Source organism: Actinoallomurus sp. CA-142502 (assembly GCF_050936355.1).
Lineage (GTDB): Bacteria > Actinomycetota > Actinomycetes > Streptosporangiales > Streptosporangiaceae > Actinoallomurus > Actinoallomurus iriomotensis.
This window is the reverse complement of sequence record NZ_JBNJMY010000001.1, coordinates 5,351,943-5,378,541: the sequence shown is the minus strand read 5'-3', so window position 1 is coordinate 5,378,541 and position 26,599 is coordinate 5,351,943. Positions and strand designations below refer to the sequence as shown.

Annotated in this window: 25 protein-coding genes; 9 read left to right on the top strand and 16 right to left on the bottom strand. The window is 72.4% G+C overall.

Going from position 1 to position 26,599, the window contains the following annotated elements; translation table 11 throughout:
* Nucleotides 1-54: 54 nt before the first annotated feature.
* On the bottom strand, nt 55-885 hold the full coding sequence (locus tag ACQEV1_RS25615; protein ID WP_285624729.1) for an ABC transporter permease: 831 nt from the start codon (nt 883-885) through the stop codon (nt 55-57).
* Nucleotides 882-1,859: an ABC transporter ATP-binding protein gene (locus ACQEV1_RS25610; RefSeq protein ID WP_433396589.1), complete on the bottom strand. Its 978-nt coding sequence runs from the start codon at nt 1,857-1,859 to the stop codon at nt 882-884. Before ACQEV1_RS25610 ends, ACQEV1_RS25615 begins: the two co-directional genes overlap by 4 nt.
* Nucleotides 1,860-2,083: 224 nt before the next feature.
* Between ACQEV1_RS25610 and ACQEV1_RS25605 the strand changes: the two genes are divergently transcribed.
* From ACQEV1_RS25605 to ACQEV1_RS25595, 3 genes are all read left to right on the top strand, one after another.
* Nucleotides 2,084-6,574: an Hsp70 family protein gene (locus ACQEV1_RS25605; RefSeq protein WP_433396587.1), complete on the top strand. Its 4,491-nt coding sequence runs from the start codon at nt 2,084-2,086 to the stop codon at nt 6,572-6,574.
* Between the two features lie 69 nt (nt 6,575-6,643).
* On the top strand, nt 6,644-6,850 hold the full coding sequence (locus ACQEV1_RS25600; RefSeq protein WP_285624736.1) for a hypothetical protein: 207 nt from the start codon (nt 6,644-6,646) through the stop codon (nt 6,848-6,850).
* Nucleotides 6,851-6,971: 121 nt separating this feature from the next.
* The gene (locus ACQEV1_RS25595; protein ID WP_433396585.1) at nt 6,972-7,982 is read left to right on the top strand and encodes a DUF1275 family protein; all 1,011 of its coding nucleotides are present in this window, start codon (nt 6,972-6,974) and stop codon (nt 7,980-7,982) included.
* A gap of 64 nt (nt 7,983-8,046) precedes the next feature.
* Here the strand turns inward: ACQEV1_RS25595 and ACQEV1_RS25590 are convergent, their stop codons facing one another.
* The 5 genes from ACQEV1_RS25590 to moaA form a co-directional block, all read right to left on the bottom strand.
* Nucleotides 8,047-8,601, bottom strand: coding sequence for a ferritin-like domain-containing protein (locus ACQEV1_RS25590; RefSeq protein WP_285583310.1), 555 nt, complete (start codon nt 8,599-8,601; stop codon nt 8,047-8,049).
* A gap of 74 nt (nt 8,602-8,675) precedes the next feature.
* Nucleotides 8,676-8,936 carry a DUF6457 domain-containing protein gene (locus ACQEV1_RS25585; RefSeq protein WP_433396583.1) on the bottom strand — a complete coding sequence of 87 codons (261 nt, stop codon included), beginning with the start codon at nt 8,934-8,936 and terminating at the stop codon, nt 8,676-8,678.
* Nucleotides 8,929-9,516: a molybdenum cofactor guanylyltransferase gene (mobA, locus tag ACQEV1_RS25580; RefSeq protein ID WP_433396581.1), complete on the bottom strand. Its 588-nt coding sequence runs from the start codon at nt 9,514-9,516 to the stop codon at nt 8,929-8,931. Before mobA ends, ACQEV1_RS25585 begins: the two co-directional genes overlap by 8 nt.
* Nucleotides 9,503-9,814: a DUF3467 domain-containing protein gene (locus ACQEV1_RS25575; RefSeq protein WP_285583313.1), complete on the bottom strand. Its 312-nt coding sequence runs from the start codon at nt 9,812-9,814 to the stop codon at nt 9,503-9,505. The genes mobA and ACQEV1_RS25575 overlap by 14 nt, the downstream gene beginning before the upstream one ends.
* 195 nt (nt 9,815-10,009) lie before the next feature.
* Nucleotides 10,010-10,993, bottom strand: a complete 984-nt coding sequence (gene moaA / locus ACQEV1_RS25570; protein ID WP_433396579.1) for a GTP 3',8-cyclase MoaA — start codon at nt 10,991-10,993, stop codon at nt 10,010-10,012.
* 93 nt (nt 10,994-11,086) lie between these two features.
* Here moaA and ACQEV1_RS25565 point away from each other — a divergent pair, with 93 nt between their 5' ends.
* Nucleotides 11,087-11,896 carry an alpha/beta hydrolase gene (locus ACQEV1_RS25565; RefSeq protein WP_433405969.1) on the top strand — a complete coding sequence of 270 codons (810 nt, stop codon included), beginning with the start codon at nt 11,087-11,089 and terminating at the stop codon, nt 11,894-11,896.
* 39 nt (nt 11,897-11,935) lie between these two features.
* On the opposite strand, the gene ACQEV1_RS25560 is transcribed toward ACQEV1_RS25565, so the two are convergent.
* Complete coding sequence (locus ACQEV1_RS25560; RefSeq protein WP_433396577.1) at nt 11,936-13,126, bottom strand: RtcB family protein; 1,191 nt, start codon at nt 13,124-13,126, stop codon at nt 11,936-11,938.
* Nucleotides 13,127-13,177: 51 nt separating this feature from the next.
* On the opposite strand from ACQEV1_RS25560, the gene ACQEV1_RS25555 reads away from it, so the two are divergent.
* The gene (locus ACQEV1_RS25555; RefSeq protein WP_433396575.1) at nt 13,178-13,573 is read left to right on the top strand and encodes a hypothetical protein; all 396 of its coding nucleotides are present in this window, start codon (nt 13,178-13,180) and stop codon (nt 13,571-13,573) included.
* Nucleotides 13,574-13,677: 104 nt separating this feature from the next.
* Here the strand turns inward: ACQEV1_RS25555 and ACQEV1_RS25550 are convergent, their stop codons facing one another.
* From ACQEV1_RS25550 to selA, 4 genes are read right to left on the bottom strand one after another with little or no spacing between them, the layout of a single operon-like run.
* Nucleotides 13,678-14,610, bottom strand: coding sequence for a pirin family protein (locus ACQEV1_RS25550; protein WP_433396573.1), 933 nt, complete (start codon nt 14,608-14,610; stop codon nt 13,678-13,680).
* A complete protein-coding gene (locus tag ACQEV1_RS25545; protein WP_285583323.1) occupies nt 14,607-14,918 on the bottom strand; it encodes a GNAT family N-acetyltransferase in 312 nt (103 codons plus the stop codon). Before ACQEV1_RS25545 ends, ACQEV1_RS25550 begins: the two co-directional genes overlap by 4 nt.
* A 29-nt stretch (nt 14,919-14,947) precedes the next feature.
* On the bottom strand, nt 14,948-16,699 hold the full coding sequence (gene selB, locus ACQEV1_RS25540; protein ID WP_433396571.1) for a selenocysteine-specific translation elongation factor: 1,752 nt from the start codon (nt 16,697-16,699) through the stop codon (nt 14,948-14,950).
* Nucleotides 16,699-17,985 (bottom strand): L-seryl-tRNA(Sec) selenium transferase, encoded by a 1,287-nt coding sequence (selA, locus tag ACQEV1_RS25535; RefSeq protein ID WP_433396569.1) that lies wholly within the window; start codon nt 17,983-17,985, stop codon nt 16,699-16,701. Before selA ends, selB begins: the two co-directional genes overlap by 1 nt.
* Nucleotides 17,986-18,507: 522 nt before the next feature.
* Here selA and ACQEV1_RS25530 point away from each other — a divergent pair.
* Both ACQEV1_RS25530 and ACQEV1_RS25525 read left to right on the top strand, forming a co-directional pair.
* On the top strand, nt 18,508-19,425 hold the full coding sequence (locus ACQEV1_RS25530; RefSeq protein WP_433396567.1) for an ornithine cyclodeaminase family protein: 918 nt from the start codon (nt 18,508-18,510) through the stop codon (nt 19,423-19,425).
* 566 nt (nt 19,426-19,991) lie between these two features.
* Entirely contained in the window at nt 19,992-21,062 is a 1,071-nt protein-coding gene (locus tag ACQEV1_RS25525) for a lytic polysaccharide monooxygenase auxiliary activity family 9 protein (protein ID WP_285624768.1), read from the top strand.
* Nucleotides 21,063-21,109: 47 nt separating this feature from the next.
* On the opposite strand, the gene ACQEV1_RS25520 is transcribed toward ACQEV1_RS25525, so the two are convergent.
* Nucleotides 21,110-21,595, bottom strand: coding sequence for a MarR family winged helix-turn-helix transcriptional regulator (locus ACQEV1_RS25520; protein WP_433396565.1), 486 nt, complete (start codon nt 21,593-21,595; stop codon nt 21,110-21,112).
* A gap of 80 nt (nt 21,596-21,675) precedes the next feature.
* On the opposite strand from ACQEV1_RS25520, the gene ACQEV1_RS25515 reads away from it, so the two are divergent.
* Together ACQEV1_RS25515 and ACQEV1_RS25510 are read left to right on the top strand one after the other, a co-directional pair.
* A complete protein-coding gene (locus ACQEV1_RS25515; protein WP_433396563.1) occupies nt 21,676-23,124 on the top strand; it encodes an MFS transporter in 1,449 nt (482 codons plus the stop codon).
* A gap of 54 nt (nt 23,125-23,178) precedes the next feature.
* Complete coding sequence (locus ACQEV1_RS25510) at nt 23,179-25,077, top strand: propionyl-CoA synthetase (protein ID WP_433396561.1); 1,899 nt, start codon at nt 23,179-23,181, stop codon at nt 25,075-25,077.
* Here ACQEV1_RS25510 and ACQEV1_RS25505 read toward each other — a convergent pair.
* From ACQEV1_RS25505 to ACQEV1_RS25495, 3 genes are all read right to left on the bottom strand, one after another.
* On the bottom strand, nt 25,074-25,337 hold the full coding sequence (locus ACQEV1_RS25505) for a GlsB/YeaQ/YmgE family stress response membrane protein (RefSeq protein WP_285624778.1): 264 nt from the start codon (nt 25,335-25,337) through the stop codon (nt 25,074-25,076). The two genes, ACQEV1_RS25510 and ACQEV1_RS25505, sit on opposite strands and share 4 nt — an antisense overlap.
* A 117-nt stretch (nt 25,338-25,454) precedes the next feature.
* Nucleotides 25,455-26,213, bottom strand: coding sequence for a DUF6082 family protein (locus ACQEV1_RS25500; protein ID WP_433396559.1), 759 nt, complete (start codon nt 26,211-26,213; stop codon nt 25,455-25,457).
* Between the two features lie 248 nt (nt 26,214-26,461).
* Entirely contained in the window at nt 26,462-26,581 is a 120-nt protein-coding gene (locus tag ACQEV1_RS25495) for a DUF397 domain-containing protein (RefSeq protein ID WP_432705584.1), read from the bottom strand.
* Nucleotides 26,582-26,599 lie beyond the last annotated feature (18 nt).

The window sequence follows — 26,599 nt, the reverse complement described above, 5'->3', positions numbered from 1 at the left end:
TGGCGGCGGCCACCCGCCCCGGAACCCCGGACGCGGGCTCCCCGGCCGGTACGGTCAGGCGTCGCGGCTCCGCAGCTGCACCGCCGCGATCACCAGCAGCACCGCGGTCCAGATCGCGAAGACCCCGTAGCCCTGCCAGGGCGTGAGAAGGTCGGTGTCGGCCTGGTGCGCCCTCGCGATGAGCTGACCCGCCTCCGAGGGCAGGTACGCGTGGACGTGCTTACCGAGGCTTCCCGGCAGCAGCGAGGCCAGCGGGGCGAGCACGAGGACGAACCCGATGACGCCCGTGATGCCGGCCGCCGTGTGGCGGATGATGGCGCCCAGCGCGAGCGCGAACAGGCCGAGCATGGCCAGGTAGAGCCCACCGCCGACCACGGCGCGCAGCACGCCCGGGTCGCCGAGCGCGACCGGCGCCTTGTCGTGCAGGATCGGCTGGCCGATGAAGAACGACGCGAACGAGACCACCGTGCCGAGCACGAAGATCAGGAGGGTGAACACCACGGCCTTGGCCGCGAGCATCGACACCCGGCGCGGCACCGCGAGGAGGCTCGCCCGGATCATCCCGGTGGAGTACTCCGACGCGATCACCATGACTCCCAGGACGCAGACTGTCAGCTGGCTGAGAAAGAATCCGCTGCCGAGGATCGTGCCCGTGGGATCGGCCTTGACCGTCGCCTGCGCGGCGGCGTCGGTCTTGCTCCACTGGGCCGCCGTCAGGCCGCAGAGCAGGGCGGTGAAGCCAAGATCGAGGATCACGAGCAGCACGAGCGACCACACGGTCGACCGCACCGAACGGATCTTGGTCCACTCCGACAGCACCACACGGCCGAAACCGGCCTTACGGATGTCGGGGGTGGTCCCCGCGGCGTGGGTGGCGGTCGTCATCGCGTCTCTCCCTGTGGCTCCGGCACGGCCTGCGGCTGGGGTGCGGCCTGCGGGGCCGCCTGAGGTGTGGCGGCCGTGCCCCCGTACTCCACGCTCTCCCGGGTGAGCTCCATGAACGCCTCTTCGAGGGACCCGCGCTTGGGCGTGAGCTCGTGCAGGACGAACCCGCCGGCCGCGGCGAGCTCGCCGACGCGGGCGGCCTGCATGTGAGTGACGGACAGCAGGCCGTCCTCGCCGAGGGTCGTCTTGCCGCCCTCGCGTTCGACCGCCGCCGCGATGCCCTCGGTGTCGGGGCTGCGGACGACGACGACCTCCTCGGTGCTGCGCTCGATGAACTCCTCGGTGGAGCAGTCGGCGATGAGCCGGCCCCGGCCGATGACGATGAGGTGGTCGGCGGTGACGGCCATCTCGTTCATCAGGTGGCTCGACACGAAGACGGTGCGGCCCTCGGAGGCGAGCCGCTTCATCAGCGTGCGGATCCAGACGATGCCCTCCGGGTCGAGGCCGTTGACCGGCTCGTCCAGGATGAGCACGGACGGGTCGGCCAGCAGCGCCGCGGCGATGCCCAGGCGCTGCCCCATGCCCAGCGAGAACCCGCCCGCGCGCTTGCGCGCCACCTCGGTCAGGCCGACCAGGTGGATGACCTCGTCGATCCGCTTCTTGCCGACACCCTGCGTCTGCGCGAGGGCGAGCAGGTGGTTGTACGCGCTGCGGCCCGTGTGCACGGCGCGGGCCTCCAGCAGGGCCCCGACCGTCTGCAGCGGGCGGGGCAGATCACGGTAGTGCTTACCGTCGATCGTCGCGTCGCCCTCGTTGGGACGGTCCAGCCCGAGGATGAGGCGCATGGTGGTCGACTTGCCGGCGCCGTTCGGGCCGAGGAAGCCGGTCACCCTCCCGGGTTCGACCCTGAAGGACAGGTCATTGACGGCGATCTTGTCGCCGTAACGCTTGGTGAGGTTCTTTGCCTCGATCATTCGCAGATCCCGCGTTCGGTTGATGGCAGTGCGTAAGGCTGATCACGTTAATCGTCACAGGATCCGGGCGGATCCATCCTTCGGTTGATATGAGCCGCCACCCGGCTATGTTTCCGTCTCCACCCGGCGGTGGGGAGCCCCCGGCCGGCGGTGCCACGCCGACGGTCGGCGCCCGCAGCCGCTTGTCGCCATAATGGCCGTCGGACAGGAGGAGGGACCCGAAGATGCCGCTTCCGGACGAGTCGCTCGTCGGGGCGCCGCGCCGTCTTCGCCGTGCGATCGAACGCGTCGAAAAGGAGTTCCGCGGGTCGGCCGTGACCGCCAAGGGCGCCCGAGCGTACGCACGCGCCATGGGGCTGGCGCTCGACACCGATCCGGCACTCGCGGTCGCCCTGTTCGCGTCGTACGACGCCCGTGTTCCCGGCGACCTGTACGCGGTGGCGTTCGAGCCGGAGGATCGCCAGACGCTACGGGAACTGGCGCGACGCGAGGACCGCGACACCCTGAGCACCGTGTTCGAGCTGGCGACGCGGCTGCGAATCGAGGATCTGCGGGCCGAGGCGCTCGACCGGCTGGCCGGCGTGCTCGGTCGCGAGGGTGACGCGAACCGGCTGGTCACCCACCTGCAGCGCTGGCAGGATCTGGGCCTGCTGGAGGCCGCGACGCTCGGGCGGGCGTTGCGCGGGCACCTGACCCGCGTCTCGCTGGACCGTGACGCGCCGCTGTGGTCGGCCTATCTCGCTCAGGTGCCGGAGAGCCTGCTGCCGGAGTCGTTCGAGGTGCACTGCTTCCTCGGGCACGGCGCGGAGGCGGTACGGCTCGCCGACACGAGCGACCGGCGGGCGAAGGCCCTGGAGTGCTGCCTGGCGTCAAGGCGTCCCGCCGACATCGAGGCCGGGCGTGAGCTGGCCCGGTCACTCGGTGACGAGACGGCGGCCCGTACGCTCTCCGGGCACCTGGCGGACCTGCTGTTCGCGGCCGGCCGGTACGCCGACGCCCTGCCCGCGTTCCAGGAGGCCGGCCTGGCCGACCGGGCGAGCGCATGCCTCGAACGGCTCGGTCGGGTCACCGAGGCGCTGGCCACCTGTCCCGCGGATCGTCCGGACGACCTGGCGCGGCTGGCCGGGGCGTGCCGCCGCGAGCTCGACGAGCGGGTGGAGAACCGCGACTTCCTCGCCGCGGCGCGGCAGGTCCAGGAGATCATCGGCCACCTCGATCGTGCCGTGGAGTCCACGGAGGCGGTGACCGATCGCCGCGAGGAGATGTCCGGACTGCGAACCGCGATCCTGACCGCCGGGCGCCGGCACTTCCGCGCGTCGGCACGGAAGGACGGTGACGACGACCTCGCCGTGCTGACGGAGTGGAGCCGCTTCGAGGAGCACGCCGGTGAGGACGGTGAGGCCGCGCGCCTGGCCGAGGAGGCCGGCGACCTGTACCGGGCCTACCGGCTCTACCGGCGGGCGGAACGCTTCGGCGAGGCGGACCGGGTGCTGCGCGGCGAGGACACCCCCGAGGGCCGCACCGCCCGCGCGGAGGCGCGTGAGGCGGGCGGCGACCTGGTCGGGGCGGCCCGGCTGCACCAGGAGGACGGACGGCCGGACGCCGCCACGGCGCTGTTCATGCGCGCCGGCGACTTCGCGGCGGCCGCCGCCTGCCTGTCGGAGTGGCTGGGTGAGGACGCGATCGAGGACCCCCGGCTGGCCGAGTGCCTCCGCCGTACCGGGGACCTGGAGGAGCTGGCCCGTCGTTGCCTCCGAGCCGTCGACCGCGCCGGGCACGACGGGCGGATCGCCGACGAACTGCGTGCGGTCCGCGACGCGGACGCGCTGTCCCCGAGCCTGCAGGCCGAGGTCTCCGCCGCGCTGGACGCTCTGGACCTGCACGGACGCCGCCCGTTCGAGGAGCGGGCGACGGTGTGGGTGGAGCGGGCCCGCGCCGACATCGACCGCCGCTTCGCCCAGATCTGGGGCCTGGACCTGGGCACCACGACGAGCGCGGCCGCCATCTACGACACCGAGCAGGGGCACCCGGTGCTGTGCCCGTGGAAGGGCCACGGGCAGTTCCCCTCCACCCTGAGCCTCGACGAGGACGGCAACGAGCTGGTCGGGCTGGCGGGCGAGGAGATCTTCGCGGGCCGCCTGCTCGGGCACATCGGCTCCGCCAAGCGCAAGATGGGCGGCAAGGCCGTCTTCCGCGTCCGGGACCGCACGTACCGGCCGGAAGAGGTCGCCGCGCGCCTGATCCACCATGCCCGCGGCATGGTGGAGGACCTGCTCGCCGAACGCGTGCGCGAACGCGTCGCCGACCTGGCACGGGCCGAGCTGGGCGAGGTACGGGACTCATGGCTCGAATGGCTGCGGGACAACCACGACCTCCGGCTGGCCCGCCCACGCGCGATCCTGACGATCCCCGCGTACTTCCGTAACAACCAGAAGCACGCCACGCGGCACGCGTGCGAGATCGCGGGCGTGGAACCGGTACGGCTCATCCACGAGCCGACCGCGGCCTGCATGATGGCGGCCCGCGAACGTCGTCTCGACGGCACCGTGGCCGTGGTCGACCTCGGCGCCGGCACCCTCGACGTGAGCCTCCTGGAGGTCGGGGACGGCGTCCACGAGGTTCGCCGGACCATGGGCGACAACGCCTACGGCGGCAACGACTTCGACGGCGTCATCAGCCGCCACCTGGCGGAGCAGTTGGAGGGGCAGGGCGTCACCGTGCCGCCGTCCGGCCTCGCGCGCCGCCGGCTGGAGGTCGCCGCCGAGTACCTGAAGATCGCCCTGTCGGGCCAGGAGCAGGCGCACTACTCGCTGGTGCACTTCGTGGACGGCCGCGACGTGACCGTGGAGCTGAGCCGGGCCGAGCTGACCCGGCTGCTGGAGCGGCCGCTGAGGACCCTGCGAGACCTCTGCACGACGTTCGCGGCGGAGACGGCGGGAGCCCCGGACCACCTGGTGCTGGTCGGCGGGCCCATGCTGTCACCGCCGGTCCGCGCGCTGGTCGAGCAGGTCTTCGGCCGGCAGAGGACGGTGATCCAGGATCCGCGGTCGGCCGTCGCCTGCGGCGCGGCGCTGCAGGCCGCGTTGCTCGACGGGAAGCTCACGGACATGCTGCTCCTCGACGTGACCCCGTTGCCGATGGGGATCAAGGTCAAGGGTGACGACGACCGCCCGGAGTTCTCCGAGGTGATCGCGGCCAACACCACCATCCCCACCCGGGCGGCGGAGAGCTACACGACGACGCGGGACAACCAGACCCAGGTCGAGATCGAGATCTTCAACGGGAGCGTGTCCGCCGAGGCGAAGGTGGGACAGTTCCGTCTCGTCGGGATCCCGCCGTCGCCGAAGGGCACCCCGGAGATCGAAGTGACGTTCTCCATCGACGAGAGCTGCGTGCTCGAGGTCACGGCGCAGGACACGAAGACGGGGAACTCGAACTCGGTCCGGATCTCCGACACGACGTTGCTGTCGCCCCGGGAGCTCGACGCGATGACACGGCGGCGCGAGCGGCAGATCGAGGGCGAACAGGTCCGCCGGCGGCTGTCCGAGCTCGCCGATGAGGCGGAACTCGCCGACCCGGAGGCGCTGTGGCAGGAGTTCCAGAGCCGGTTCGCCGCGTACCGGCCGCAGTCGGTGCCTCCGGACGAGGCGACCCAGCGGGTGATGTTGGAGATCTTCAACGGCTCGAACGACGCCGGGACCGAGCTGATGCTGGCCGGCGGACCGCTGCGCGACCTGGCCGCGGCGGCACGCGATCACCTGCGGCGGCCGGCCGCGGACGACGATCTGGACGAGGCACGGCACCTCGAACGCCGGTTGCGCGAGGGCCTCGACCGGCTGGCGGAGCACGTCGGGCGGGTGACCCGCTGGAACGCCGTGCTGAAGAAACTGGCCGGTACCGAGACCGATCCGCTGCACCGCTTCCGGAACCTGCACGACACCGGCGCCTACGCACGCGCCCTCGAGGCACTGGACGCGCTACCGCATCCGCCGGAGGAGCCCGAGGACGTCGAGCGGAGGCTCCGCTGCCTGGCCGAGACGGGCGATGCCGACGGGTACCGAGCGGCGTTGCTCGCGTCGGCCGGACGGCTGGGCTGCGCCGTGCTGGACGCCGACGGGACCGGCGCGTTCCTCGCCCGTGCGGGACGAGCGTTCGTGAGCGTCACGGTGACACGGGCCGACGGCGCCCGTACCGTCACGGGCAGCGGATTCCTGGTCGGTGACCGGCTGGTGGTCACGAACCGGCACTGGCTCGACGACCCCACGGCCGAGCACGGCCTCGCCGAGCCCGCGCGGATCCGAGTCGGCATGGAGACCGGCACGACCGAGGTCCGGCGCATCGCGTTGCCCGACTCGCCCCACCTGGACGTGGCGGTGCTGCGCCTGGACGAGCCGGTCGAGGCGAGCCCGCTCCGGATCGGGCACGGCGAGCTCGTACGGGTCGGCGACCGCGTCCGGGCGCCCGGACCGGCCGGCGACGGCCCACCCGTCCTGCTCGACGGCGTCGTCGACGGATTCGAGTCCTTCCCCGAGCAGGGGCTCCGGCTCTACCGGACCGGGCTGCGGGTCGGCCCCGCCGGCAGCGGCGGGCCGCTGCTGAACGCGCTCGGCGAGGTCGTGGGCGTGCTGACGGTCGGCGAGGAGAGTGGCCCGGCGACCTTCGCCCTGACCGTCGACGGACTCCGGTCGTTGCTGGACGGTGAGTCCGCCCGGTGACGTGGCGGGAGCACTCGGCCGATCCGGGCCGCGGCGTCCAGCGGTGCGGTGATCCGCCAGACTGGGGCGGTGACCACCGATGAGCCGCTCCAGTGCTCGGCCAAGGGCTGCCGTGCCGACGCCCGCTGGGCCCTGCGCTGGAACAACCCCAAGATCCACGATCCGGACCGGCGCAAGATCTGGCTCGCCTGCGACGAGCACCGCGATCACCTGACCGACTTCCTGTCCCGCCGGGGCTTCCTCCGCGACACCGTTCCGGTCGACGAGATCGACTGACCCCCGCCGGGACGACCGGCCGCGGCGAGTGGGCGGCACGCCGGCTCGCGTGTCGTACGGCGGCGCGGCGGGGATAACCGGCGCGGAGACAGGGCCGTCGAAGGTGTCGGGGGGCGCCGCCATGGCCGAGCGGCGGACACCGCGGACCGGACGGCTCACGGCGGCCGTCGTCCTGCTGGCGTTCGGTTCCGGTGCGGTGGACGCCTTCAGCTTCGCCGGCCTCGGAGCGGTGTTCGCGAGCGTCATGACGGGGAACCTCGTCCTGCTCGGCGTCTCGGTCGTCCACGCGCACCTCGACACGGCCGTGGCGGCCGTATCCGCGATCACGGCGTACGTCGGAGGAGTCCTCGCCGCCTCCCTCTGGCTACGTACGCACCCCGACACCACCGAACGGAGCCGCACGCGGGCGCCTCGACCTCGCGCCGGCGACGCCGGACCGGTACGCGTGCGGCCCTCGTACCGGCGGGGCCGGGAGCCGCCCTCCGGCGTCCCTACGCATCGGTACGGCGGCCGTTCGAACCGGGCGTACGGGCGCGGCCGGCCACGCGCGTCCGGCGACACCTATCTCGGCCGGACCGCGCCGCTTCCGAAGGGCACGGGGCGGACCGGCCGTACCTTCAGGACGTCAGGGCTCGCGACGGCGGAGTGGCCGGCGCGCGTGCGGGCGGTGCTCACCGTGGCCCCCGTCGCGCAGGCGGCCGTACTGGGCGGATGGCTGGTGACCGGCGGGCGGCCCGGGCCGGCCGCGCAGAGCGGGATGCTCGCGCTCTCCGCGTTCGCCATGGGCGCGCAGAGCGCCGGTGTCAACACCCTGCCCCTCACCGGTGCCGCCACCACCTACCTCACCGGCACCCTCACCACGCTCGCCACCGAGGTCGTCTCTCGGGTGTATCCGACGAAGCCCGTACGCGGCGAGGCCGCGTCGGGGCGTCGCGCGGCCGGACGGCCGATCGGCCGGGCACGCCCTGGCGGCGCGGCCGCGACCATGCGGCGGAGGCTCGCCATCCTGGCCGCCGCGCTCGCCGGCGCCGGGCTCGACGCCGTCCTGCTCACCTGGCTCCGGCCGGCCGCTCCGGCGCTGCCCCTCGCCGTGACGCTCACGGTCGTCCTCGTCCTCGCCCGGAACCGGTGATCATCCCCGGAACGCCGAGGCCGCCGCCCCCGGAGGGAGCGGCGGCCTCGGCGTCGTGTGATCCCTACGACTGCTGCTCCTGCAGGTCCTTCGGCAGGCGTTCGAGGAGGGACTTCAGGTCGTCCGCGTGGTCCTCCTCATCGGCCAGCAGTTCTTCGAAGAGGCGGCGCGTCGTAGGGTCGCCGTCGCCGATCCACTGGGCGATCTCCGTGTAGGAGGCGATCGCGATGCGCTCGGCGATCAGGTCCTCCTTGATCATGTCGACGAGGTTCTCGCTCCCGTCGTACTGGGTGTGGGACCGTACCGACAGGCGCGCCGGGTCGAAGTCCGGTGAGCCGCCCAGCTGGGCGATCCGCTCGGCCAGCCGGTCGGCGTGCCGCTGCTCGTCGGCCGCGTGCTCGAGGAACTCGGCCGCCACCGGCTCGGAGTGGATGCCGCTCGCCGTGTAGTAGTGCCGCTTGTACCGCAGCACGCAGACGATCTCGGTGGCCAGCGCCTCGTTGCAAACATCGATGACCCGCTGGAGATCGGCGCCGTACGCGTCGGTGATCGCGCCCTTCTCGATCTCTTCCCTCGCCCGCTTGCGGATCGTCTCGATATCGGTCAGAAAGTCGGCCATGCCCTGCCTCCGGATCGTCGTTCCTCTGTCACCCCCCTACCACGTCATCGCGCGATTACACCCGTGCGTCCGAGCTAATCCGATGGAGGCGGCGTGGCACCGGAGGCCGACCGGTCAGGCCAGTTCTCCGCCATCTCGGTGAGGCGGGCGGCGGCGTCCCGTACGGGAGTGCCGCGGCCGACGGCGAGGCCCATGAGGTAGGCGGTCAGTGGGGCGGCGGGCCTCGCGACGCCGTGGGCGACGTCGCGAGCCACGTCGAGGATCAGGTCGCGATGCATGTCGGCCGGGTCGATCCCGAGCTCGGCGCACGCCGCTCGGATCCACTCGTCAAGCACGGTTCTCTCCGATCATCCGGGACGCCGTCGCGATGTCCGACGGTGTGTCGCAGTCGTACCAGGGCGCCTCGCCCTCCGGGGCCGGTACGAGACGGGGCGCCAGGGGATCCATCAGACCGCGCAGCGACGTCGAGCGGTAGCCGGCGAGGGCCTCGGCCAGGTCCGCGGTCCGCCAGACGCCGGCGAGCCACTGCGGCCGGCCGTCCGCGTCGACCAGCACCGCCCCGGTACGGCCGGCCGCCTCACGCAGCAGCCCGGCCACGTGCGCGGGCCGCAGGAAGGGCAGGTCGGCGGCGAGAACGGCCGTCCACGGCGCCCGAACCCGCGTCAGCCCGGCTCGCAGCGCGGGCACCGGTCCGCCGCCGGGCGGATCCTCGCGGACGACGATCGCCTCCGGCAGTTCGGGACGGGCCGGGCCGACCAGAACGATCCGCTCCGCGGAGGCCACCGCCGCACCGACCCACGCGACCAGCGGACGGCCCCCGACCACCACGCCGGGCTTGTCGGCTCCGGCGAGCCGCCGCGCTCCCCCACCGGCGAGCACCACGGCGTCGTACGGCTCCGGATCACTGGTCGTCATGAGCGCTCTTGGCGTTCTCCCGCTCGTACGCGCTGAGGTTCTGCTCCAGTGACTTCATCAGTTCCCAGACCTGGGTGGGCGGGATGCGGACGCGGGCGACCACACGCGCCGGCACGTGGAGGTAGCGGGTGCCGCTGTCCGGGTCCTCGGCCACCTCGGAGGGACGTACCTCGGTGGAGAAGTCGATCACGAAGGAGTCCTGGGTACGCCAGACGGAGGCGAAGCTCGCGTGCGCTCCGACCTCGTGGTCCGGCGGGACCGTGATCTCGACCCGATGCTCCTGCGGCTGTTCGGTCACGGCGCCTCCTTCGTCGGCACCGCGACCAAGGTGCTGTGCTTGCTGGTTCCCTCGCTTCGCTCGGTCACAGCACCTCCTTCGTCGACACCGCGACCAAGGTGCTGCGCCCACCCGTTCCCTCGGTCACGGCACCTCCTTCGTCGGTCCGGCGCCCAAAGTGCTGTCCCTGCCGGTTCGCTCGGTCACGGGTCCTTTCTACCCGCCGATGGCGGACATCGGACGTGCCGGCTGCAGGAAACTCGGATCATCGATGCCGTGTCCCGGCCGCTTCGTCGCGACGGCGGCGCGCCAGCGGGACGCCAGCTCCTCGTCCGAGGCGCCCGCGCGCATCGCGTCGCGCAGGTCGGACTCCTCGCGGGCGAACAGGCAGTTGCGGATCTGGCCGTCCGCGGTCAGCCGTACCCGGTCGCAGGCCCCACAGAACGGCCGGGTCACCGAGCCGATGACGCCGACCGTCGCCGGGCCGCCGTCGACGACGAACCGCTCGGCGGGGGCGCTGCCGCGCGCCTCGTCGGGCTCGGGCGTCAGGTCGAAGGCGGCCGAGAGGCGGTCGAGGATCTCGTCGGCCGTGATCATGCCCTCGCGCCGCCAGCCGTGCTGGGCGTCGAGGGGCATCTGCTCGATGAAGCGCAGTTCGTACCCCTTCTCGAGGCAGAACCGCAGCAGCGGCACGGCGTCCGCGTCGTTGATCTCGCGCATGAGCACGGCGTTGACCTTGACCGGGCGCAGGCCGGCGCGCTCGGCCGCGGCCATCCCGTCGAGCACGTCCGGGAGCCGGTCGCGGTGCGCGAGCCGCTTGAACGTCTCGCGGTCGAGGGTGTCGAGCGACACGTTGACGCGGTGCAGCCCGGCCTCGGCGAGCGGGGCGGCCAGCCGGGCCAGCCCGATGCCGTTGGTGGTCAGCGAGATCTCCGCGCCCAGCGCGGACGTCCGCGCGACGATGTCGACGAGGCCCCGCCGCAGGAGGGGCTCGCCGCCGGTGTAGCGGACCTCGGTGACGCCGAGCCGCTCGACGCCGATGCGTACGAGGCGGACCAGTTCGTCGTCGGTGAGCAGCTCCGGCTTGGGCAGCCAGTCGAGGCCTTCCGGCGGCATGCAGTAAGTGCAGCGGAGATTACAGCGGTCGGTGAGCGAGACCCGCAGATCGGTCGCGACCCGGCCGTAGCCGTCCACCAGCAAGGAACGTTCCCCCTTGAATAGCCGCTGATCCCTTCAGCCTATGCCGTACCGGAACCGCGACGGCGGGTCTGGTGTTCCCCGGCCGGGACAACGATCATGGCGGGCATGGAATGGGACTTCACCGGTGCGCGCGAACGCATCACCGCCCGCGAGTGGCCCGCCGGCTCCCCGCGGTGGGTGGCGCTGCTGGCGCACGGCTACGGAGAGCACATCGGGCGGTACGAGTACGTCGCGGACACGCTGCTGCGGCACGGCGCGGTGGTGTACGGACCGGACCATCTCGGGCACGGCAAGTCGGGCGGCGAGCGGGTCCTGGTCCACGACTTCGAGGAGATCGTCGCCGACCTGCACACCGTCGAGGAGCACGCGCGCGAGCGCCACCCCGGGCTGCCCGTCGTGCTGATCGGGCACTCCATGGGCGGCATGATCGCGGCCCGCTACGCGCAGCACCACGGCGACGGGCTGGCGGCCCTCGTGCTGTCCGGGCCGGTCCTGGGACCGTGGGGGGCGATCACGGCGCTGCTCGGCGTGGAGGAGATCCCCGACGACCCGATCGACACGGCGACGCTGTCCCGTGATCCGGCGGTCGGCGAGGCGTACGCCGCCGACCCGCTCGTGTGGCACGGCCCGTTCAAGCCCACGACGGTGAAGGCGTTCGACCACTGCCTGTCGGCGATCGCCGGCGGCGGGCGGCTCGGCGCCCTGCCGACCCTGTGGGTGCATGGGGAGGCCGACGAGCTGGTCCCGTTGCGCGAGACACGCATCGGCGTCGAGCAGATCCGCGGCGACGACCTGACCGAGATCCTCTACCCGGACGCCCGGCACGAGGTCTTCAACGAGACGAACAAGGACGAGGTCCTGGCGGACGTCACCGCGTTCGCCGCACGCCACGTCGGTGGGTGAACGACGGCGGCGGCGCCCCGGGCGGGGCGCCGCCGCCGGTCAACCCTTGACGCAGACGAGCTGGCGCAGGTGAGCCACGACCTCCACGAGGTCGGTCTGCGCCTCGATCACCGACTCGATGTCCTTGTACGCGCCGGGGATCTCGTCGATGACACCCGAGTCCTTGCGGCACTCGACGCCCCGCGTCTGCTCGATCAGGTCGTCGACCGTGAAGGACTTCTTGGCCCGGTTACGGCTCATCCTGCGGCCCGCGCCGTGCGACGCGGAGTTGAAGGACTTCTCGCTGCCGAGGCCGCGGACGATGTAGGTGCCCGTCGCCATGGAGCCCGGGATGATGCCGAGGTCGCCGTCGCCCGCGCGGATCGCGCCCTTGCGGGTGACGAGCAGCTCGACACCGTCGTAGGTCTCCTCCGCCACGTAGTTGTGGTGGCAGGAGATGATGTCGTCCCAGCGGACCCGCTTGCCGGCGAAGTATCGTGTGATGACGTTCTGGGTGAGCGCCATCATCACGGCGCGGTTGCGCCGCGCGTAGTCCTGCGCCCAGAACAGGTCCCGGCGGTACTCCTCCATCTTGCGCGTCCCGCTCAGGAACACCGCCAGGTCGCGGTCCGGCAGGTCCTGGTTGTGCGGCAGCCGCATCGCGGCCTCGATGTGGTACTCGGCCAGCTCCTTGCCGATGTTGCGCGAGCCCGAGTGGAGCACGACCCACACCGCGCCCTCGTCGTCCGCGCACACCTCCAGGAAGTGGTTGCCCGACCCGAGCGTGCCGAGCTGGGACGTCGCGCGGCCCCGGCGGGACCGGGCGATCGGCGCCAGCTCGTCGTAGCCCTGCCAGAACTCGTACCAGCCGCGTTCCTTCAGGCCCGGCACGGCCGAGGGGTCCACGGCCGTCTTGTGCGCACCGCGCCCGACCGGCACGGCCTTCTCGATCTTGGCGCGCAGGCGGCTCAGGTCATCGGGCAGGTCGTCGACGGTGAGGCTGGACCGGACCGCGGTCATCCCGCAGCCGATGTCCACGCCGACCGCGGCCGGGGCCACGGCGTCGCGCATCGCGATGACCGAGCCGACCGTCGCGCCCTTGCCGTAGTGCACGTCCGGCATGACCGCCATGCCGTGCACCCAGGGCAGGTTCGCTACGTTGCGCAGCTGGTCGAGCGCACTCGCCTCGACCTCGGCGGGATCGGTCCAGATACGGATCGGGACGTGACCGCCTCGCATCGTGTACGGCATCACCATCTCCTCTCCGAAACATCCGGTGTGCCGTGACTATGACGCCAGAAAATGATCACCCGTTTCAACTGGTTTTGCCGCGCCGCGCCGCGCCGACGTCCGCGAAGCCGCGCTGAAGCCGTCCCCCGCGTGATCACCGACAACGGCACCTCGCAGGTCGCCAACGACGAACCGCTGATGATCAACAAGCCGTCCGTTCCCACCGGTGTCAGGGGCCGCACCGGGAACCCCGGAGGACGCGCGGCCGTCACACGAGGAATGAATACGACGCCAAGGGCACAGGCCGCGATTCTCCTGATCGGCGCGATCATCGTGCTCCTTCAGGCGGCATGGGCGGCGACTCTGGCCGTGGCGTCCGGGGAGCCGCTGATCTGGCTGGTGTCCGGCACGGCCGCCGCCGCCGGCGTCTGGCTGTTGCGCCGGTGGCTCACGATGCGCCGCTCCTGAAGGCGTTCCCGGTGGTGCGGCGCTCCTTGGAGGTGATTCCTCCCGACCGGGAAGACCCGGACTCTCGCGACCATTCGTTCCCTGCGACCGGGGCGCGGTCGAGGTCAACGAGGGCGGCGGCTCCGGGGGCGCAGGCGTACGGCGGGCAGGACCGGTGCGGGGATGCGCTCCCCTCCGTGGCCGGGGACCGTGCCGAACCGGTCGCCGTCCTCCCATTCGGCGCGGGCGGCGGCGATCTCCTCGTGGTCGCGGCCGACGAAGTTCCACCACATGACCAGGTCGTCGGGGAACGGCTCGCCGCCGAGCAGGACGGCACGCGCCTCGGCGGTGGCCGAGACGGTCACGTCGTCACGGCCGGTGCCGAGGTACAGCAGCGGGCCCGCGGCCAGACGCGTCCCGGCGACCTCCAGCTCACCGGACAGGACCAGCAGGCCGTGTTCGAAGTCACGGCGCAGCGGCACGCTCGCGACGGTCCCGGCGGCGAGTGCCAGGTCGGCGCCGACGAGCGGCGTGTACACGGTGGCGGGCGAGACCGTGCCGCCGAGCGCGCCGGCGAAGACGGTCGCCCGCAGGCCGCCGTCCTCGTACACGGGCAGCTCGGTGTGCTGCTCGAACCCGGCCTCGATGGCCGCGCGGTCCGCGGGCAGCGCCAGCCAGAGCTGGAGGGCGTCCAGCAGCGGCGACTCACCGACGGAGAACTCCGAGTGGGACACGCCGTGGCCCGCGGTCATGAGGTTCAGCTGCCCCGGGCGCAGGAGCACGTCGTTGCCCAGGCTGTCGCGGTGCCTGATCTCACCACGCAGGGGCCAGGTGACCGTCTGCAGGCCGGTGTGCGGATGGGGCAGCACGCGCATGTCGGTGCGCTGCGGGCCGAACCGGTCGAGGAAGCACCAGCCGCCGACGGTGGGCAGCGACCGGTGCGGCAGCAGGCGGTCCACCCGCATGCCGCGAACACCGCCGAGGGGCACCTGCCGGGACTCGTAGAGCTCCAGCACCGCGCCCTCGGTGACCGCCGGACGAGCGTCCAGGTCGCTCATCCCGCGCCTTCGGGCCAGCGGACGTGCTCCTCGTACTCGGGATGCTTGCGCAGGTAGCCGGCGATGAACGGGCACAGCGGGACGATCACCCGGCCGCGGCGCACGGTGTCGTCGAGCGCGGCGGCCGCCAGTGCCTTGCCGACGCCCTTGCCCTCGAAGGCCGCCTCGACCTCCGTGTGGGTGAAGATCGTGCGGTCGGCCCGCTCCCGGTAGTAGGCCACCCCGGCGAGCGTCTCGCCGGACCACGCCTCGTACCGCTTCTTCTCCTCGTCGTGCCGCACGTCGAGTGCCGCGAGCTCTTCGGCCATGTGTCTCCCTTCGCCGCCCGGCCATCGTGTCAGAGGCCCCCGGCGGGCCCTCCCCCGGCCCGGAGCGTACGGCGGTCGCCGGTGCGGACGGTGAGCCCGCGGCGGTCCAGGTGTTCGAGCAGGGGCACGGCCACACGGCGGCTGGTGTCGAGGGCCCTGCGTGCCTCGCTGACCGTGAACGGCTGCGGCAGCGACGCGAGGACGCGCGCCGCCCGGTCGTCGGCGCCCGCCAGCAGCACGACGCCCTCGGCGACGCGCAACAGCGCCCCGGACCGCACGGCCGCTCCGAGGGCGCGTCCGGTGAGCCCCAGCTCGGCGAGCCGGTCGGCCTCCGGCGCGCGGAACGGGGCGCCCTCCAGGTCGGCGCGCAGCCGCCGTACGGCGTCGGCGACCGCGGCGGGCAGGCCCGCGGCGTCGCCGGCGTGCACGCGGCCGGACTCCAGGCGCAGCGGCGGGCCGGCGAGCGCGTCCACGAGCCGCCGGTCGGGCAGGTTCAGCAGGGAACGGGCGGCCTCGACCGGCAGGCCGGGTGCCAGCGGGTCTGCCTCGGCGTGCCGCGCGACCTCTTCGCCGAGCCGGCGGCGGAGGGACGCCCAGTGGGCGGGATCGGCGAGCCAGTCGCCCGCCACCGGCGCGCCCTCGGGCCGCACGCCCATCGCGACCAGCTCGGACCGGCGGATCAGGCCGTGCCTGCGCACCAGCTCCGCGGCGCCGGGCACGCCGGCGGCCAGCTCGCGGGCGCGGGCGGCCGCCGCGCCACGCCGCCGCAGGGCCGGCGGGCGCACGTCGAGAACGTCCGCGCCGGTGACCCGGCGGGCGCCGGGGTCGCGCAGCAGCAGCCGGTCGCCGACGTGCAGCGGCAGGGGCCGGGTGAGCGTGAGCCGCGCCGCGTCGTCGCCCAGCGGGCGCAGGCGTACGGGCACGGCGGCCGAGCCGATGTGCAGGATCGGCTCGCGCGGCAGCCGGGCGGCGTCCTCCACCCGGACGTCGACGAGGCCGGTGACCGTCCACTCGCCGGCGTGCAGCGCCATGCCGCGGAACACCTCGTCACGCTCGACGCCACGCAGGTTGATCGCGACGCGGGCGACGGCGGAGACCTCGGCGGCGTTCTCCTTCAGCGTCTGCAGCCCGCGTACGCGGACCGGGCGGCCGTCGAGGAGGAGTTCGCCGCCGGAGCGTACGGTGCCCGCGGGCAGGGTGCCGGTGACGACCGTGCCACTGCCCTTGATGGTGAACGCGCGGTCGACCCAGACGCGCACGGGGGCGTCCGGGTCGGGGGCGGGCAGGCGGGCGACGAGACGGCCGAGCGCGGCGCGCAGGTCCGGCAGCCCTTCGCCGGTGGCGCCGCTGACGGTGACCGCCTCGACGTCGCCCAGGGAGGTGCGGGCGATCTCGGCCCGCGCCTGCGCGAGGGCCTCCGCCGGGTCGGCGCGGTCGCAGCGGGTGACGACGAGCAGCCCGTGCCGTACACCCAGCGCGTCGACGGCGGCCAGGTGCTCGGCGGACTGCGGCATCCAGCCCTCGTCCGCCGCCACGACGATCATGACGGCCGGGACCGGGCCGACCCCGGCCAGCATGTTCGTGACGAACCGCTCGTGCCCGGGGACGTCCACGAACGCCAGCCGCTCCCCCGCCTCCAGGCCCGTCCAGGCGAACCCGAGGTCGATCGTCATGCCGCGGCGGCGCTCCTCGGCCCAGCGGTCGGGCTCCATCCCGGTGAGCAGCCGGACGAGGGTGGACTTGCCGTGGTCGACGTGGCCCGCGGTCGCGACGACGTGCATCAGCGCTCCCCGAGAACGTCGCGCACACGGGCGGCGAGATCGGCCGGATCCAGCTCGGTCGGGACCGCGCGCAGGTCCAGTAGCACGCGGCCGTCCTCGACCCGGCCCACGATGCCGGCGTGGCGCAGCGGCACGGCGCAGTCCCCCGGGAGGCTGACGGCCGCGCTCGGCAACTCCACGCCGGGCGCGCCACCGCCCCCGACCCGGGCGACCGAGTCGACGACCCGCGCGTCGTGGCCGGTGAGCTCCTTGGCGAGCAGCCCCGCCCGCTCGCGGACGATGACCGGGTCGGCGTGCAGGGCCCGCACGGCCGGCGGTTCCGGCCCGCGCAGCGAGGCCTCCAACGCGGCGAGGGTGAGCTTGTCGACGCGCAACGCCCGCGCGAGGGGATGCCGCCGCAGGCGTTCGACCAGCGCCGACCGGCCGAGCAGCAGCCCCGCCTGCGGGCCGCCGAGAAGCTTGTCCCCGCTGGCGGTGACCAGGTCGGCGCCCTCGGTCAGCGCCGTCGCGGCGTCGGGCTCGGCGGGCAGCAGCGGTTCGGGCGCGAGCAGACCGGAGCCGATGTCGGCCACGACGGGCACGCCCAGGCCGGTCAGGCTCCGTACCGGCGCCTCCGCGGTGAACCCCTCGATCCGGAAGTTGGAGGGATGCACCTTGAGCACGAAGCCGGTGTCCGGGCCGACCGCCTCGGCGTAGTCGGCGGCGGTCGTACGGTTGGTGGTACCCACCTCACGCAGGCGCGCGCCGGTCGAGGCCAGCAGCTCGGGCAGCCGGAAGCCGTCGCCGATCTCCACCATCTCGCCCCGGCTGATGACGATCTCCCGGCCCTGGGCGAGGGCGGTGGCGACGAGCACGAGCGCCGCGGCGTTGTTGTTCACCACGTGCACCGCCTCGGCCGCCGGACACGCGGCGGCGAGGGCGGCGAGCGTGCCGCGCCCGCGCCGGCCGCGCCCGCCGGTCTCCAGGTCGAACTCCACGTCGGTGCAGCCCGCCGCCTCGGCCAGCGCCACGCGCGCGGCCTCGGACAGAGGCGCGCGGCCCAGGTTGGTGTGCAGGAGGACGCCGGTGGCGTTGATCACGGGCCGCAGGGTCGCCGCCGTCGCGGGCAGCTCGGCCACGGCCGCGTCGACGACGTCCTCGGCGGGAATCTCACCGGCGCGGGCGCGTTCCTGCGCCCGGTTGACGGCCGCCTTGACGATGCCCCGCCCCAGCCGTCCGGCCGCCTCGACGAGACGCGAATCAGCGAGCACGGCGTCGGTACGCGGCACGCGGCGTCGGGTGTCCATGCACTGAAATCTATGACCGCGAACGGACACGCGCCACGCACGGCGACACCGCTGCCGAAGATCAGCGACGCGACGCTCCCACTCGGCTGAGACTGGAGGCACCGCGAACGGGAGATCCGTAACCGCGAACCGGCACACGTGGCGCCACCGCCTTGAGGATCGGCGACGTGGCAGTCCCGCTCGACCACCGAGCCGAAAAGAACACGCGCCTGCGGCCGCTGCGCGCATGCTCACGGACAGAGTCAGGCCACACGCGGCGACACCACTGCCAGGATCAACCGTCCTGCTCAACCACACCGACCCAAAAGCCGAACGCCCGCCTGCGGCCGCTGCGCGCGCGGCATTCATGATCACGAACAGACGCACGCCACACCCGGCGACACCACTGCCAGGACCAGCCGTCCTGCTCAACCACACCGACCCAAAAGCCGAACGCACGACTGTCGCCGCTGCGCGCGCGGCATTCATGATCACGAATAGACGCATTCCACACCTGGCACCATCGCTGCCAGGATCAGCCACGTGACACTCCTGCTCAACCGCACCGAGCTGACGGAACTCCTGGAGCCGGACGCGTGCCTGGAGGCACTGCGCGCCGGGTTCTTCGCGTCGGCTTCCGCCGTTCGGCCGCTTCGGGTCCGCACCGACCTGCCCGGCCCGGGCACCGCCACCGCCCTCATCCCCGGGCTGCTCGACGGCGTGCCCGCGTACACGGTGAAGGTGAACGCCAAGTTCCCCACCGCGAACCCGGCCCTGCGCGGTGTCGTGTGCCTGCACGACCTGGCGACCGGGGAGCTCCTGGCGCTGCTGGACTCGGCGACCGTCACCGCGTACCGGACCGGCCTCGCGGCGGCCCTGGGCACGCACGTGCTGGCCCGTGCGGACGCGAGCACGGTCGCGGTCATCGGCGCGGGCGCCCAGGCCGACCTGGTGATCCGCGGGCTGCGCCGGCTGCGTCCGGTGCACGACCTGCTCGTCACCGACCGCGAACCGGCACGCGCGGAGACGTTCGCCGCGCGGCACGGCGGCCGGCCCGTGACGCGAGCGGAGCTCTCGACGGCGGAGATCGTCGTCACCGCCACCTGGTCGCGGGAACCGGTCCTCCGCGGCGACGACGTCGCGCCGGGCACGCACGTGACCTCCCTCGGCGCGGACGAGCCGGGCAAGGCCGAACTCGCCGCGGACCTGCTGCGGACGAGCCGGGTGTTCGTCGACGACGTGGCGCTGTCGCTGGAGATGGGCGCACTGGGCAACGCGGGCCTGGACGCCGCGGACGCGGCCGGGACGCTGAGCGAGATCCTCGACGGCACGACCGGCCGCGCGAGCGATGCGGAGGTGACCGTGTACGCGCCGGTCGGCCTGCCGTGGCAGGACCTGGCACTGGCCTGGCTCGCCTTCCGCACCATGCGGTCCGGAACGCGCTTCGACTTCCTGGCCTGATCCGCCGCCACCCGCAACAGACGGCGACGGCCCTCTCTTCCGACCCGTCGCAGCGAACTCCCTACGAGCAACACGCCAGACCCACCGGCAACGAACATTCCGCCGACAGCACCAGCCCCGCCGCCGAAGGCCCCGCCGTAGCGGACGCCCCGCCGTAGCGGACGCCCCGCCGTAGCGGACGCCCCGCCGTAGCGGACGCCCCGCCGTAGCGGACGCCCCGCCCGCCCTGGGGGCTCCACCCCACTCCCATTGTCCAGGGCGGTTTCCCCCGGCGGAAGTACGCCCTGCCCGGCTGTGGACAACCCCCGCAGGTCCCGAAGGCTTCGGTGTCGCAGGCGGTGAAAGAGCGCCTTCCCGTCGACACGCAACGCGCTCGCACGGATACTGAGGGTGACGGCTCGTCCTCGCGGCGAGACGGGGAACCGGACGACGGGCGTGGCCGTGGCGTCATTCGCATGCCGCATCAGCCGCGGCGTCACAACCCGCTGCCGGGCCCCTCGCTCGCGGCGAGACCCCAGGCGACTCCGTCGGACCCGACCGAACCGGCAGACAAGGAACGCGATCGGATGACCGAAACCCTCCCAGAGGTCGTGGCACCGCACACCCTCCGCGCCACGGCCGCCCATCGCACCGACGGTGACGTGACCCTGTACGGCGTCCAGCTGTCCTGGACCGTCGGCGACAACGACGGCGCGGACTGGCCTCCTCCGGCCGACTGGAACGACGGCGACGCCCCCTATCCGCACTACTACGAGGTCTGGCTCAATGACGGGCAGATCAGGCAGACCGCCGTGCTGTACTGGCCGGCCTGGGCACCGGGCTGGCAGCTGGCCCGTACTCACTGGGTCTGCCTGGGCGCCCACCCCTACCCGCAGTACCGGGTCAAGGTCCGTGCCAGGCTCTCCGACGGTTCCTGGAGCGCGTTCACCAACGAGGTCGCCGTCGCCGTCCGCTCGGGCGACAGCCGTCCGTACGTCGACCCGATCCGCGGGCCACGGACCGCCGCGCCGCCGCGCGGGAACACCCGGCACGGAAGCGCCGGTTCGCCTCCCAGCCGCGCCGTACGGGCGATCCGCGACAACGATCCCGCCGAGGTCTGCGAACGCGCACGGCAGCTGAACACCAGCCGTACCTGGCAGGAGGTCGTCCCGCCGGCGGAGGCGATGAAGGCCGATCCGCCGTGGAACGGCTCCTACCTCGAATACCGCAAGTTCTTTCGCGGCGGTGACATCGCCTCGGCCGCCAACCCCGCATTCGCCGGACTCGACCTGGTCGGCGACTGGCCGGCCGCCACACTGCCGTCCTCGGCCGGCGAGTACGCCTTCTCGTACGCCTTCACCGCCCACCACATCGGTGAGACCTGGACGCACCAGTGGTTCGTCACCCGGGACGACTGGGATCCCAGCACGCCGCTGACCTGGGAGGACTTTGAGCCGACCCCGTTCATGACGGAGATTCACGGCGATCCCGGCGTCACCCGCCACACCACCGGGGCGCTCCCGCCCAAGGTCGGCCGGCACGTCATCGTCAACATCTGGGGCGGCCACGGCGGGCCGATCGACGACAACGGCAGGATGACCGGCGAGTTCTTCGTCTCCTGCTGCGACGTCGAGTTCACCGACGGGGCGGCGGTCTGACGAAGGAGAGGGCCGTGGAGGCGCGAGACACGCGCCTCCACGGCGTCTCAGCCGAGGCGGGGACCGAGCAGGTGACGTTCCTCGGCGTGGCGCAGGAAGTCGTCGACCATGCGGTGGCACAGCACGGCCAGGTCGTGGCGGTCCTCCTCCGACCAGGCCGCCAGGGCCTCGGCCATGCGGCGGCGGATCACCGCCCGGAGGCACTCCACCGCGTGCGCGCCCTCGGCGGTGATGCGGACGAGCTGGGCCCGTCCGTCGTCGGGGTCGGGGACGCGTTCGACGAAACCGGCGCGTTGGAGGCGCTGCACCTGCCGGGTCACGTGGGGCGCCTCGACGGCGAGCCGGTCGGCGAGGGCGCCCATGCGTACCGGCCCCGGCGCGTCCGCGAGGGCGCGCAGCAGCGGCGCGCTCGCCCGGTCGACGGCGACTCCCGCCTCCCCCACGATGCGGTCGTGCTGCCGGGCGCGCGTGAGAAGGTGCGCGATCCGGGTGAGGGCCCGCTCGATCTCGATCACGTCTTCGGGAGCGGTCATGGAGTTCATTCTAGTTAATACTTACTTAACTTAAGTAAGTAAGATATGGACGAAAACCGCATACCGGAGGAGACCCCCCGATGGTCGACATCGCCGCCAGACCACGCACCGACGGCGCGAGAACCCATACCGGGCTGACGTTGCTGGCCCTGTCCGTGTCCGGGATGGTGGTGTCGGTCCAGCAGACGCTCGTACTGCCGCTCCTTCCCCAGCTGATGCGGCACTTCCAGACCTCGGTCGGCTCGGTCACCTGGGTGTTCACCGCCTCGCTCCTCGCCGGCGCGGTCGCCACTCCCCTGCTGTCGCGGCTCGGGGACATGTACGGCAAGAAGAACCTCATCCTCGTCACGATGGGCCTGCTTCTGGCCGGCTCGATCGTCTGCGCGCTGTCCGGGTCCCTCCCGGTGCTCATCGCCGGCCGCGCCCTGCAGGGCACCTCGTCGGCCCTGATCCCGCTGGCCATCGGCATGATCCGGGACAGTTTCCCCCCGGCGAAGGTGACCTCCGGCATCGGCATCGTCAGCGCCACGATGGGTGTCGGCGGCAGCATGGGCATGATCGTGACCGGCTTGATCGCCGACCACACCTCCAGCTACCGGCCGGAGTTCTGGATCGCCGCGGCCCTCGCCGCCGCCGGGCTGGTGATGGTCGTGCTGAGCGCCCGCGACATCGGCGGGCGCACCGGCGGACGGCCCGACTACCTCGGCGCGGCCCTGCTGGCCGGCCTGCTCGTCTGCCTGCTGCTGGCGATCAGCGAGGGCAACGACTGGGGCTGGTCCTCTGGCGGCGTGGTGGGGCTGTTCGCCGCCGCGGCCGTGCTGACCGCCGTATGGGTACTGGTCGAACTGCGGGTGCGCCAGCCGCTCGTCCGGCTGGGGCTGCTCATCGGCCGCCAGTCACTGTCGGCGAACTTCGCCTCGATGCTGCTCGGCTTCTCGATGTTCGCGGCGTTCACGCTGATCTCCACGTTCGTGCAGACACCCCGCTCGGTCGGCTACGGCCTGGGCGGCGACGTGCTGGACGTCGGCCTGTACATGCTGCCCAGCACGGTCACCATGCTCGTCTGCTCGGCGCTGGCCGGCCGCATCGCGCAGCGGATCGGCGCGGCGAACTCCCTCGCGATCGGCTCGGTGTTCGCCGGGCTCAGCTACCTCTGGCTCGCCCTCTCCCACTCACACGCGTACGACATGCTGGGCTTCAGCGCCGTCCAGGGCATCGGCTTCGGCGTCGCGTACGCCGCGCTCGGCACGCTGGCCGTGCAGCACGTGCCGATGGACCAGAGCGGCATCGCGAGCGGCATCAACTCCCTCGTCCGTACGGCGGGCGGCAGCGTCTCGGCCGCCGTCACCGCGGCCGTGCTGACCGGCGAGACGATCCCGGCGCTGCCCGGCGTACCGCAGCTGCACGCGTACGTGCTGTGCTTCGTGATCGTCGCGGTCGGCGCGTGGCTCGCCGCGGCCGTCGCGGTCGTCCACGGAATCCGGCACCCGGCGCCCGCCCATGGCATCGAAGCCCGGGAGACGTCTTGACGTAGGGGCGCACGCGATCGCCATAGTGGAGTCCCCCTTTGGCGGAGGTGCGACATGGGCCCCTACACGGCCGCGTACGAACGCAGTCTCGGCGATCCGGCACGGTTCTGGGCGGAGGCCGCCCGGGACATCCGCTGGCGCACCCCTCCAGAGCGGGTCCTGGACGACGGCGCCGCGCCGTTCTACCGGTGGTTCACCGGAGGGGAGCTGAACACCTGCGAGAACGCCGTCGACCGGCACGTCGAGCAGGGCCGCGGCGACCAGCTCGCGCTCGTCTACGACAGCCCGGTCACCGGCACGCGGCAGAAGTACACCTACCGGGAGCTGCGCGATGAGACGGCGCGGTTCGCGGGGGTGCTGCGCGGCCTCGGCGTCGAACGCGGCGACCGCGTCGTCCTCTACCTGCCGATGATCCCGCAGGCGGTCATCGCGATGCTGGGATGCGCGCGCATCGGCGCGGTGCACTCGGTGGTGTTCGGCGGCTTCGCACCGCGCGAGCTGGCCGTACGCATCGACGACGCCCGGCCCAAGGTCGTGGTGTCCGCGTCGTGCGGCATCGAGGGCAGCCGGGTGATCGAGTACAAGCCGCTGCTGGACGAGGCGCTCGACCTCGCCGCCCACAAGGTCGGCGGCTGCGTGATCGTCGGTCGCCCGCAGTCGCCCGCGCCCCTCGTCGACGGCCGTGACGTCGACTGGGACCAGGCGATGGCGGAGGCGCTGCCGGCGGACTGCGTGCCGGTCGCCGCCACCGATCCGCTCTACATCCTCTACACCTCCGGCACGACGGGGCGGCCGAAGGGCGTCGTACGCGACAACGGCGGGCACGCGGTCGCGCTGCGGTGGACGATGACGAACGTCTACGGCGTCTCGGCCGGCGACGTGTTCTGGGCCGCCTCGGACGTCGGCTGGGTGGTCGGGCACTCCTACATCGTGTACGCGCCCCTGCTCGCGGGCTGCACGACGGTGCTGTACGAGGGCAAGCCGGTCGGCACGCCGGACGCCGGGGCGTTCTGGCGGGTCGCCGCCGAGCACCGCGTGAACGCCCTGTTCACCGCGCCCACCGCGATCCGGGCGATCAAGAAGGAGGACCCGGAGGGCCGTCTCCTCGCCGGGCACGACCTGTCGGCGCTGCGCACCCTGTTCCTCGCGGGGGAACGCCTCGACCCGGGCACGTACGAATGGGCCACGCGCGTCCTCGACCGCCCGGTGATCGACCACTGGTGGCAGACCGAGACCGGATGGCCGGTCGCGGCGAACCTGCGGGGCCTGGATCCGCTGCCCGTCAAACCCGGCTCGCCGACCGTCGCCGTACCCGGCTTCGACGTACGGGTACTGCTGCCCGACGGGTCGATCGCCCCGCCCGGCGCGGAGGGCGACATCGCGATCCGGCTGCCGCTGCCGCCCGGGACCCTGCTCACGCTGTGGAACGACGACGAGCGGTACATCGAGTCCTACCTGTCCCGGTACCCGGGCCACTATCTGACCGGCGACGGCGGCTCGATCGACGAGGACGGCTACATCTGGGTGATGGGCCGCACCGACGACGTCATCAACGTGGCCGGGCACCGGCTGTCCACCGGAGTGATGGAGGAGGTGCTGTGCGCCCACCCGTCGGTGGCCGAGGCCGCGGTGGTCGGGGTACGGGACGCGCTGAAGGGACAGGTGCCGCGCGGCTTCGTCGTCCTGAAGAGCGGCACCGACCTGGACGAGTCGCGGCTGCGCGGCGAACTCGTACGCGCGGTACGTGAACAGATCGGCCCGGTCGCGGCGTTCAAGGAGGTCTCGGTCGTCCCGGCCCTGCCGAAGACCCGATCGGGCAAGATCCTCCGAGGGACGATGCGCGGCATCGCGGACGGCGACGAGGTGCCGGTCCCGTCCACCATCGAGGACGCCACGGTGCTGGACCGCCTACGCCCGATCCTCCGGCCGCCCACGGCGCACGAGACGCGCTAGGTCTTCCTGGGCCAGAGCGTGGTCACGATCAGCACGCCGATCACGGCCACGATGATCTGGAAGATCGTCTCCCAGAAGTTGAAGCCGTGCGTCCTGAGGTTGAGCAGGTGAGAGATCCACGTGCCGATGAAGGCGGCGATGATGCCGACCAGGATGGTCAGCCAGATGGGCATGTTCTGACGCCCGGGCACCAGCAGCCGCGCGATCGCGCCGATGATGGCACCGAAGATGATCGCGGTGATGATCCCGCCAATGGTCATGACGACCCCCCGTGTTCGCGAGAACGACCCCGAAGGACATCCCGTTACCGACCGCATACCCCTGGCAGTGATGCATGACACCATCGCGGGACACAGACCGGCCTGAGTCGCGTCCGGTCAACGGGCGCGGTGCCGCCCGTAAAGCCAGCCGGAGACCCCGCCCGCCCCGGCCGCCGCCAGCCAGACGATCCCGACCCTGACGAGGCTCGAGCCGGCAGGCGACCGGTGTGCAGCGCTCGGTGTACCGGCGCTCGAAGAGCACGCGCGAACGTACTCCGCCTCCGCGACCGCGGCGAATCGCCGCTGCCGTCTGCTCCCCACACCGATCCGATAACTGTCGCGCGCCGTCCTCCACCACTCACGCGTCTCGTCCTGGCGGAAGAACCGATCGAGGATCTCACGCAGCTCCCGCTCGGTCAGGTTGCCGAGGCCGAACTGAGAACGCCACTTGCTCATCCAGAGATTCATGAGCGTGTCGCGACGCGCCTGAGCGAGCGAACTCGGTGACGCTATGGTCCCGTCCACCGTGATGAGTTCGGGATTCTCGATGGCGATCCGCGCCAGCTCGATCTGCGTCAGCAGGGCGGTCTGTTCCTGGCCCGTGTGCACCTCCCGGCGCTGGGCGAGGAGTGAGATCATCACTCCCCCGAAGGTCGGCACGGTCAGCAGGGCGGCGACGGCTTCGTACGTCTGGCCGACGTCGGCGAGCCCGGCCCAGTCGAGTCCGGGCAGCCGATCGATCGCCCGCAGCGCGAACGGAGACATGAGCACGGCCGCCAGACCGACGACAGCGGCCGTCGTCCAGATGACCAGCAGAACCGGGCGGGCGGCCCGCTCCGGAAGACGCCAAGGCCGGCGAAGCCTTTCACCGCTCACGTGAAACCCTCCAGCAGCGTGGCCGAGGGACCTTCACGCGCCGATCAGGGAGCGAGGAGAGCGGCCTGTCGGCAGAACCCTCGGGCCCGGCTCATCAGGCCGGGCATCCGGACATCGGTGGTCCATGAAGAATATCGGCCCACCTCCTCCGTAGAAAAGTACGATCGAGAGGAAGTGGGCCTTGAAGTGCCGATGGTCACCATGACTCGACGCCATGCGGATCATCCGCACATTATTAATTCGCTATATCAAACCCGCGGCGACTCGTTCGCCGAAGCCACCAAAGCAACTTCAATGCACTGATTGTTCGCCATACTACGAGAGCTTTTCCTCCAGTCGAGGCCAGGACGCCCCACTTTTTGATCCATCACGGCTCACCCCCCTCC